Raw genomic sequence first — 9,877 nt, 5'->3', positions numbered from 1 at the left:
GCCGGGCCAGCGCGCGCTGCATGCGCTGGCCGAGGTCGCCTTCGCCCTGCTCGCTCAACATGACGCCGGCATCGGCGGCAGCCTCGATCAGGATAGGGTGGGCGGCATTGGGCGCACAGCACAATTCGACCGGGCCGATGTTTGCCTGCACGGCCTGCGCCAGTGTCTGTTGCAACATGCGCAGCGCCAGCCGCGCCGCCCCGGCCTGTCCCAAAGCGGGTGCCAGGCGGGTCTTGGCCAGTCCCGGCAGCGGCGCCTTGGCAAACACGATCACGGCACAGTCGCCGCCGCCGGTTTGCTGGCTCTGTGGTTCGCCGTCGTTCATCGGTAAATCCGGGCCAGTCGTTCTGCCGGCGTGCCCAGCCAATAGCGCAAGCGCAGCGTCCACATCAGCGCGATGGTGCGCCACAGCCCCCTGGTTTCCCAGCGCCGTCCCGAGGTGCGGACCTGCTCGCGCAAGCACAGCGGCGGCGCGATGCGCTTCAGGCGGCGCGATATTTCGATGTCTTCCATCAGCGGCTGCTGCGGGAAGCCGCCCACGGCAAGAAATGCGGTGCGCGTGACGAAGATTGCCTGGTCGCCGGTGGCGATGCCGGTCAGCCGCGAACGCAGGTTCATCAGCGCCGCCACCACGCGCAGCATCGGGTGTGCACCGTCGATCTGGACATCGAAGCGGCCCCATGCCGGCGCAGCCTCGCCCGCGAGCGCGGCCAGCCGGGCAATCGCGCCGCCCGGCAACAGCGTGTCGGCATGCAGGAACAGCAGCAACTCGCCGCTTGCGGCTTTGGCGCCGGCATTCATCTGGTTTGCCCGGCCGCGCACGGCATGGATCACCTGGTCGCAATGCGGCGTGGCCAGCCCTGCTGTGCCGTCGCTGCTGCCGCCATCGACCAGGATGATTTCGACATCGACATGGTCCTGCCCGCGCGCGGGTCGCACGCTGGCCAGCGTGCGCAGGATGGACGCTGCTTCATCAAGTACCGGAACAATGACGGAAACACGCATGGTGGTCGATGGATTGCTGGTCGCAGCGGTTGACAAGGGGCGCCAGCGGGCCGGCAGGCAGGTATCAGTACGGATCGACGTCGCTTTCCTTACAGCGGCGCAGGCAAAGGCACGCGGTGGGCCCGCGATCAGCGGCGCAGCACCTCCAGCCATTGCCGGTTGTGCGTGCTCACCGCATGTTCCGGCGTCAGGATGGCATGCGACAGCGCGCCGCGGATTGCCGGTTCTTCGTCGGGCAGGCTGCTGCCCAGCATGGTCGCCAGCAAGGCATGCAGCTTTTCCAGGCTCTGGCGGTAGAGGGTGAAGATCGACGTCGCCTGCACATGCTTGGCCGGGTCTTCCATCCAGCAGTCGTAGTCGGTCGCCACGCTGATGGTGGCATAGCAAATTTGCGCCTCGCGCGCCAGGAACACTTCGGGGATGTTGGTCATGCCCACGATATCGCAGCCGGCCTGGCGCAGGAACAGGCTTTCAGCGCGCGTGCCCAGCCGCGGGCCTTCGACACAGCCGTAGGTCACGCCCTGGTGCAGGCGCAGGCCGCTTTGGCGGGCATGCGCGGCAATCCAGGCGGACAGGTTTTCGCTGATCGGGTGCGCACTCGACACGTGGCCGGCGACACCGTCGCCAAAGAATGTGCTGGCGCGCCGTCCGCGGGTCCAGTCGAAATATTGCGAGGCAATCGCCAGCTCGCCGGGCGCGATTTCCTCGCGCAGGCTGCCGACGGCGGAAATGCCGATGACCTGGGTTGCGCCCAGCATCTTGAGCGCGAAAATATTGGCGCGGTAATTGATTTCGTGCGGCAAGTGCGCATGGGCATCGCCATGGCGCGCCAGGAACAGGATTTCATGCGCGCCGAACTGCCCCCGCAGCACCGGCGCCGAGGGTTTGCCGAATGGGGTTTCGACCGGTAGCGTCTCCAGCAATTTCATGCCGTCGATTTGATAGACGCCGGTTCCGCCGATGATGGCCAGCATTGCTGCTCCTGGGTTATAAATTGTTGATGGTGTTACAGACGGTGCCGCTGGAATATACCCCGGGCCGGGCCTGGGCGTCATGCGCCTCCATCGACCCGATCAACGCTAATCACGCGACCCTGCCTTGTCGCCCGCGCCCCAGCGGTCGAAGCGCTTGCTGTACAACAGGTCCAGTCCGGCCACGGTCCCGCCAAACAGCACGACCGACCAGTGCCGCGACAGTTCATAGGTCAGCTTGAGCACGCCGCCAACCCCAGCCAGGCTTTGTTCGTAGCCGATATAGAGCCGGTTGGAAATCTCCTTGCCCAGTGTCACCACCGGTTGCCCGGCCAGCGTGGCGTATTCGCTGGAGCCGATCTTTACCTGGTTCAATCCCAGCTCGCTGGCAACGCGCGAAGCACCGGCGCTGTTGAGCAGCCCCAGCGCCGCACCCTGCAGTGCGGCCTGCGCCTGTCCGGCGCCACCGGTGCCCGACGAGGTGCCGCGACCGAATACCAGCCAGGACAATTTTTCTTCCTCCGACAGGTCCGGCTCGGAAATCAGGGCGATCCGTGGCCGACGCGCGTTGCCCGTCACATGGACGCCGGCGGGCACTTCCTGCTCGCGGCGCATCGCAATGATATTGATCAGCGGATTGCCGAACGGCCCCTGGAAGGTGATCACGCCGCGCTCGATCGCCAGTTTGGCGCCGAAGGCCTGGTAGGTGCCTTCCACCACCTGCACCGTGCCGAACGCCTGCGCCGCTTGCCCGGGACCGCTGCGGATCGACAGCGCGCCGCCCAGGCGCAAATCCGCGCCGGAGCCGCGGAAGCGGAAATTGCGTCCCAGGTCCAGCTCAAGTTCAACCCGTGGCGGCAGCAATCCCGGCGCTTGCGGTGCCGCGGCCGCAGTGCTGCCTTTGGTCGCAGCGCTGGCAGCCACCGTGGCTGGCGCTGCGCCCTGGCCAGGTAGGCGGTCGATGACGACGACATCGCTACCCAGGCTGGGCGCTGATTTTTCGGGCAGGCTAAACAGCGCATCGTCGACCGTGAAATTGCCGATCACCTGCAATTGGCCACCGCGATTTGCCAGCACCGCCTTGCCGGAAACGGTCAATTGACGCGATGGATCTGCCAGCAATTGCAGGCGTTCGGCGACGATGTTCGCGCCCAGTTCCTGACTGTTGCTGTCCAGTGGAATGCGGCCGCTTGCGCGCAGCGTGCCCCGGCCGCCGCGAAACAGGACTTCCTGCAATTCCAGCATATTGTTGGTCAGCGCCAGGCGGGCCGTGCCATCATGCAGCCGCACGCCCTGGTCAAACAGCGTCAGCGCCAGACCTTGCGCCAGCAGCTCGCCAGAAAGCACCGGTGCCGCCAGCGTGCCGCCGGCGCGCAGGTCGGCGTCCAGGCGGCCTTCCAGCGCCAGCCGCCCACCGGCAATCGATGCCACGTTCGACAGCCGTGCAACGTTGGCGCGCAGCCGCAAGGCCAGTGTCGATTGCGGACCCAGCACCATCAGTTGCTGCTGCTGCACCAGTCCGATTGCGCCGTCGGCATCGAGCCGGCCCAGCCGGGCAGTGTCCAGCACGGCTTCCACCTGCAAGCGCTCGCCTTCGAACCTGCCATCCAGGCTGAGCCGGTTGATCCCCATCGGATTGTCGCCGCGCGTTGTTTTCAAGCGCAGGTCGCCGCGCGTGCGCACCAGTTTGAAGCTGCCGCTGGCGCGTCCTGCCAGCGACACATCCCAACTGCCGTCGAACACCAGGTCCGACGAGAGCGGTAATTCCTTGCCCGTCAGCTCACGCTGCAGCGCCAGCAGATGGGCGACGTTGAGCGACTGCAAGCGACCGGCCGAGCGCACCAGTCCATCGCGCCACAGCAAATGGGACAAGTCGATGCTGGCCTGTTCCAGCACCATCCGCGCCGCTCCCAGTTCCAGAGTGTCGGCCGACACGCGCAGCGCCAGCGGCTCGCGCAGCGTCAAGCGCGGAAAGCTGCGGTGGTCGAGCTGGTCGATGCTTCCCTGCCATGCCGGCCCGGTCTTGCCGCCCACTGCGACCTGGCTGAGCGCGCCGTGGGCTGCCAGTTGCAAATCCAGTGGCTGGCCGCGCAGTTTTCCTTTCGCTTCCAGCCTCAATTTGTGATCGGCACTGGTGCCTTCCAGCGTTGCCTGCAGCCGCTCCAGCGCCGCCGGGCCGCCGCGTGCGCCACTGCCGCTGATCGCAATCCGGAACGACGCTGCCGGGTTGGCGCCGGGCAGGCCATCGAGCCGCGCCGTGCCCGAACCCTGGTCCAGCCGCAGTTCGCCAAATTGCAGTTGTTGTGCCTCCCACTGCGCATCCAGCCTGGGTTGCGCGATGCTGCCGGCCACGGTGCCCTGCGCCAGCAGCCGTCCGCTGGCGCCCAGCCCGAGGCTCGCCAGCGCGGGGGCATCAACGCGAAAGCGCAGCAGGTCGCCCGGCCGGCCAAAACTGCCGTCCAGCGACAAATCATTACCGGCCATATTCAGCTTGACCTGGCTGGGCAGGACTTGCTTTCCCTTCATCTGCAACTTGCCGCCGCCGGTCAGTGGCAAGTTGTTGTAGCGGCTGTCGCGCAGCGCAAACACCAAAGCCGTTTCCGGCTCCGGTTGCAGCCGGCCGCGCACCGAAAAATCCATGTTGATGTGGATACCACCGGGAAGCTGCCAGCGCTGGCTGATGCCGGCTGCCCTGGTGGCGGCAGCCAGTTGCGTCCGGTCGACAAAACGATTCGGGTCGAACTCGGTCAGCTTGCCTTCCAGTGCGTAATCTGCTGCCGGTCCGCGTCCCAGACGGCCCTTGGCGCGCAGCACGGCCGGGCCGGATTGCAGCAGCGATTCATGCAGCACGATTTCCTGTGGCGTCAGGTCCAGCCGGGCGGCGATCGACACCGGTTTGCCGCTCAGCCGGACTTCGACTTGCTGCTTCGCTGCGGCCATGTCAATGGTGACCGGGCCATTGAGCGAGGTGACTTGCAGCGGCGCATACAGATTGCGCAAGTTCACGCTGCTGGCTTGCAGTTGCAGGCGTCCCTGGCTGCCTTCCAGCGTGGCGTTGCCGCTGAGCTTGCCGCCGCCGGGCAGATCGATTTGCAGCCCGGTCATTTGCTGGCGTGCCGGCGTCAGCAGCAATTCGGCTTGCGCCGCCACCAGCGGCAGCAACTGCCGGTCAAGCGGACCCGGCATGCCATTGCGCACCGACACCGGACCCGACAGGCGCAATGCGTCCGAGCCGGGCTCCTGCTGCGGTTCCAGCGTGGCGCGCACTTGCAGGCTGGCGCGCGGTGCAGTCGGCGCAAACTGGCGCGGATCGAACTGGTCAATCGCTACCCGGGCGCGTGCGAACGGCAACGGTGCGTAAGGCGTGACCACGGTTTCCGCTTCGGCGGCCAACTGCCGGCCCTTGGCGCGCAGTTGCAGGTCCAGCTTTTCCAGCGGTCCGGATAGCAGGACATCGAAAGCAAATGCCTGGTCCAGGATTTGCGCCGCCAGGTTGCCGTTGCCTTCCAGCAGCACCGGACCGCTACCATCGATTGTCAGGCTGGCGCGCGCCGGCCCCCAGGCTGTTTGCGCCTGCTTGAGTTGCAGTTGATGCTGCACCCGGTTGCTGCTGGCCGACAGGTCGATCGCGCTGACTGTTTGCGACCCGCTGGCCAGGTGCAGGCGCAGCAGGCCCACGCCCGCGCGGCGCAGGTCCAGCGCAAACGGCAGCCGCAACTGGCGCGGTGGCGCCTGCACCTGGTCCGGGGTCGGCACCGGCGTCACGTCCAGCGTGCCGATCTCGATCGATTCCACCGTCAGCGCCAGCGGCCGCAGGGTCGCCGTCCAGCGGCCGTCGATGCGGTCGGCGGCCAGCTTGCTGCCGGCGCTCTCAAAGCGGACATTGCGCAAGGCGATGCCCCTGGCCAGCGTGCCTTGCTGCAGCTCGCCGGACAGCCCGGGCACGAGACCGCTTGCCAGGCGCCATGCCAGCCGGGCGCCGGCTTCGGTGGTGAACAGGAACGCCGTCACCGCCGCCAGTGACAGCGCCAGCAGTAACAAGGCGGCCAGCGTGCTGCGCCACCGGCGTCGTGGCGGCTGGTGTGCGCCATGCGTTGCCGCTGGGGGAGGGGAAGCGGACGGCTCAGGTCGCTTGGCTTTGCGCATGGCGTTCAGAAAGCGATGCCCAGCGAGATATGCGGGCGCAACTGCCGTCGCTGTATGCCGTAGCCCAAGTCGGCGTTGATGGTGCCCACCGGACTGCGCCAGCGCGCGCCCACGCCCACTGCATGGAAAAACGCGCGTTCAGGCCAGTTGCCGGTGGCGGTGCCGACGTCATAGAACACGGCGCCGCCCCAGTTGCGGCTGCGCCAGTGCTGGTATTCGGCGCTGCCGGCGGCCAGGAAGCGGGTCGGATAGACCACGCCGTTCTGCTCGTTGCCGATACTCTGGTAGGTATAGCCGCGCACAGAGTCAGTGCCGCCGGCGCGGAACAGCAAGGACGCCGGTATCGACGCGTCGCCGCCCTTGGTGATCACGGCGCCGAAATCGGCGCGCAGCAGGACCAGGTCGCGGCGGCCCACTGGACGGTATTTTTTCCCGCGCAGCAGCACCCGAACGAAACTCTGATCGCTCAAGGCCCCTTGCAATGCGGCGCCAGCCTCCACGCTGAGCACATGGCCGTCGCGCGGGAACACCAGGCTGTCGAGCTGGCGCCGGGTCCAGCGGCCGCCGGCAACCAGCGCACGCTGGATTCCCGGCTGCACCGCGATATTGGTGGGCAGCGCCGCGCCGCTCAGTTGCTGCAACTCGTCGCTGTAATACTCCAGGGTCCATGCCAGGTCATATTTCTGCGTGCTGCGCCAGCGCCGCAGGCCCACGCGCCGGCTGCGCAGGTCGATGCCGGCCAGCGTCGTGCGCTCCAGCGAGGTATGCACGTTGTTGACGAAGGCCGCATCGTCGGGCGGCATCGACAGCCCGAGCGCGCCCAGCTGGCGGCGCTGTTCCAGGTTGAGCTGGCTGTCGAACACCCAGGCCCGGCCGAAGGTATTGTTGTGCCCGTAGCGTCCTTGCAGCCGGGCGCCGGTATCGGTGGTGTAGCCGACTGATCCGCGCACGACCTGGGCCGGGAATTCGCTGACCTTGACTTCCACCGGCGCGCCGTTTGCCCGTGTGCGGTCGCGCACGAGTTCGACCGTCGCATTGCTGAAGTAGGGCGTCGACTGGATTTGCCGTTGCAGCTCCAGCAGGCGCTCGGCATCATAGGCTTCGCCTTGCCGCAGCGGATTGACATTGTGGATGATGCTGTCCGGATAGCGGCTGGTGCCGCTGATCTGCAGCGCGCCGATGGTGTAGACCGGGCCGCTGTCATAGGTCACGCTCAGCCTGGCCTGGGCGTTGCCTGCGTGCACTTCGGCGCGCGATTGCGCGATTTCGGCCGACGCGAAGCGCTGGCTCTGCAGGATGCGCAAGCCGCGTTCCTTGGCGCTGTCCCAGTCCTCCTGGCGAAACGGCCGGCCGGCGCGCAATCCCCAACTGTTGCGCACCCGTGCCGCCTGCTGCGGCGCTTCGGTGGTGGCAGCGCCGGTGACGTTGATGCTGGTGGCGGCAATCACGGTACGGGGACCGGGCTCGACGCTGATATTGACCACGGCGCTGGCGCCTGCGCCTTTTACATCGATCCGGGTTTTCGGTGAAAAGTAGCCTTCGGTCGCTGCCAGTTCCTGCACCTGTTCTTCGACAGTGGCCAGCATGAAGCTGAACTGGTCTTCATTCAGGTCGGCGCGCTGGCTGTAACGCGACAGGTCGAGGAACTGGCGCAGCACATCCTGCAGCGGCGCCGGCGTGTCGATCACGACTTGGTAGGCGCGTGCGTTGCCGGCGGACAATAGCAATAGCAGGAACACGGCCCGCGTCAGCAACAACGCCAGCGCCGGCCGTGCTGGCTGGCGCTGGCGCATTGGCGCTGGCTGCAGGTGCGGTACACCCATCCGGTCGTTCCCTTTTCCGTTCGCTGTCTTGTTCGCTGCTGCGCTCATTGAACCTGCTGTCGCCGATTGGAGCCGGCAAGATTACATTTGTTCAAGCTTCCCGGCTGCAATTTGACCTGGCGAAATGGCCGCCGCACTGCTGCTGGTCTGCTGCGGGCCGGCAATTCTGGCGTCCGCCAGCAGGCCAACTCCACCGCGCAATGCATTGTCCATCCGCCATTTTCGCACCTGCAACGGATTCCGGTGCCTGCGGGTACCATGGCGGATCGGGTTGGATGCACGGATTCTCGATTTCCAATTTCAATTTCGGTAGCCGGTGCTTGCACTGGCCACGAAACACAGTGTCGCCAGCAAGGGAGTTTGCAGCATGAAAATAACTATTTTTGGCGCCGGCGCAATCGGTGGGCTGATGGCCGCCCGCCTGGCACAGCGCACCGAGGCGCAAGTGTCGGTTGTCGCGCGTGGTCCGCACCTGGAAGCGATACAGCGCCATGGCCTGGTATTGCGCTGCGAGGGAGAGCAAAGCAGCGTGCAACTGCCGGCCACCAGCGACAGCGCCAGCCTGGGTGTGCAGGACGTGGTGATCATTGCCGTCAAGACCTGCAGCTTGCCGCACTCCCTGCCTGCACTGGCACCGCTGATCGGTCCCGATACGGTGGTGGTGCCGGCCATGAATGGCGTGCCCTGGTGGTTTTTTTCGGGCTTCGGCGGTGCGCTCGAAGGCATGCGCCTCGAAGGTGTGGACCCGGGCGGCCGGATTGCCGCCGCCATTGCGCAGCAGCAGGTGCTGGGCTGTGTGGTCTACCCGACGGCCTATGTCGCAGAACCGGGCGTGGTCCAGCACACCGGCCGCTGGGACCTGCATCTTGGCGAGCCGGACGGCAGCCTGTCGCAGCGTTCGCAGGACTTGCAGTTTCTGCTGGAACAGGCCGGATTCAATTGCATGCGCAGCAGCGACATACGGCGCGATATCTGGACCAAGCTGATCGGCAACGCCAGCTTCAACCCGGTCAGTGCACTGGCAGTGGCCTCGCTCGATCGCATGCTGGCCGATGCCGATGTACATGACTTGCTGCTTGGCCTGATGAAGGAGGTGATCGCGGTAGGCCAGGCGCTTGGCCTGGACACCGGCGAAGACCCCGGGCAACGGCTTCTTCGCGGCCGCGCACTGGGCGTGGTCAAGCCGTCGATGCTGCAAGACCTGGAGGGCAAGCGTCCGATGGAGCATGAATCGCTGACCGGTGCGGTGCTGGCAGTCGGCGCGCGGCTCGGCGTCGCGGTGCCCCTGACGCAGGCGGTGCATGGCCTGATCCGGCTGCGCGCATTCAATCTGGGCGCGCAATAATCTGCGCAATAATCGCCGCGCGGATTCTGAAGCATTCCTTCTTAATCCAGATATTCTTTTTGTTTTTGTTCGGATAGGGGCTGTTCTACACTGACAGGCGCAGCAGCAGGGAAGCACGAACAGGCAAGCCGCAGTACCGGGCGACAGATCCGGAACTGCAAACCGAGCGCAAGCAGGAGGGGACATGCAGGCAGCCGATTTGCGCAAGTTGGTGGTTGACGACATTGCGCATGGGCAGTTCACCGTACATCGCGACGTTTACCGCGATCCGGAAATCTTTGAGCTGGAGATGCGCTACATTTTCGAGCGCACCTGGGTATTCCTCGGGATCGAATCGCAGATTCCCGACGCCCACGACTACTTCACGACCTGGATCGGCCGCAATCCGGTGCTGGTGTCGCGCGGCGCGGATGGCACGATTGGCGCTTTCCTCAATACCTGCCGGCACCGCGGCGCGGTGGTGTGCCAGAAAGCGCAGGGCAATGCCCGTTTCCATGTCTGCCAGTACCACGGCTGGTCCTATGACAGCAGCGGCCGCAGCAAGACCATCAAGGATCGCGAAGACGGTTGCTACAGCGCTGCCTTCG

7 protein-coding genes are annotated in these 9,877 nt (G+C 65.9%); 2 read left to right on the top strand and 5 right to left on the bottom strand.

Features of this window, described 5'->3' with window-relative positions; all coding sequences use genetic code 11:
• The 5 genes from Q7T64_RS14705 to Q7T64_RS14685 form a co-directional block, all read right to left on the bottom strand.
• The coding region (locus Q7T64_RS14705) for a DUF2064 domain-containing protein (RefSeq protein WP_304797222.1) at positions 1-325 on the bottom strand (325 nt) is incomplete at its 3' end.
• A complete protein-coding gene (locus Q7T64_RS14700) occupies positions 322-1,041 on the bottom strand; it encodes a TIGR04283 family arsenosugar biosynthesis glycosyltransferase (protein WP_304797220.1) in 720 nt (239 codons plus the stop codon). The genes Q7T64_RS14700 and Q7T64_RS14705, both read right to left, overlap by 4 nt.
• A gap of 92 nt (positions 1,042-1,133) precedes the next feature.
• Positions 1,134-1,979, bottom strand: coding sequence for an MTAP family purine nucleoside phosphorylase (locus tag Q7T64_RS14695; RefSeq protein WP_304797218.1), 846 nt, complete (start codon positions 1,977-1,979; stop codon positions 1,134-1,136).
• A 105-nt stretch (positions 1,980-2,084) separates the two neighbouring features.
• A complete protein-coding gene (locus tag Q7T64_RS14690) occupies positions 2,085-6,122 on the bottom strand; it encodes a translocation/assembly module TamB domain-containing protein (protein ID WP_304797216.1) in 4,038 nt (1,345 codons plus the stop codon).
• Between the two features lie 5 nt (positions 6,123-6,127).
• Entirely contained in the window at positions 6,128-7,915 is a 1,788-nt protein-coding gene (locus tag Q7T64_RS14685) for an autotransporter assembly complex family protein (RefSeq protein WP_370653342.1), read from the bottom strand.
• A gap of 397 nt (positions 7,916-8,312) precedes the next feature.
• Here Q7T64_RS14685 and Q7T64_RS14680 point away from each other — a divergent pair, with 397 nt between their 5' ends.
• Together Q7T64_RS14680 and Q7T64_RS14675 are read left to right on the top strand one after the other, a co-directional pair.
• Positions 8,313-9,290 carry a 2-dehydropantoate 2-reductase gene (locus Q7T64_RS14680; protein WP_304797213.1) on the top strand — a complete coding sequence of 326 codons (978 nt, stop codon included), beginning with the start codon at positions 8,313-8,315 and terminating at the stop codon, positions 9,288-9,290.
• A 184-nt stretch (positions 9,291-9,474) separates the two neighbouring features.
• Positions 9,475-9,877, top strand: a 403-nt coding sequence (locus Q7T64_RS14675) for an aromatic ring-hydroxylating dioxygenase subunit alpha (protein ID WP_304797211.1), incomplete at its 3' end; no start/stop codon positions are given.

Origin of the sequence: Lacisediminimonas sp., assembly GCF_030645335.1 — a bacterium.
GTDB lineage: Bacteria > Pseudomonadota > Gammaproteobacteria > Burkholderiales > Burkholderiaceae_D > Lacisediminimonas.
The sequence above is the reverse complement of the archived record's forward strand: the minus strand, read 5'-3'. Positions and strand labels throughout refer to the sequence as shown.

What these genes read in the sequence shown, in the direction of transcription:
- Q7T64_RS14695 (WP_304797218.1), bottom strand. Translation starts at nt 1,979, where the DNA reads ATGCTGGCCATCATCGGCGGAACCGGCGTCTATCAAATCGACGGCATG.
- Q7T64_RS14690 (WP_304797216.1), bottom strand. Translation starts at nt 6,122, where the DNA reads ATGCGCAAAGCCAAGCGACCTGAGCCGTCCGCTTCCCCTCCCCCAGCG.
- Q7T64_RS14685 (WP_370653342.1), bottom strand. Translation starts at nt 7,915, where the DNA reads ATGCGCCAGCGCCAGCCAGCACGGCCGGCGCTGGCGTTGTTGCTGACG.
- Q7T64_RS14680 (WP_304797213.1), top strand. Translation starts at nt 8,313, where the DNA reads ATGAAAATAACTATTTTTGGCGCCGGCGCAATCGGTGGGCTGATGGCC.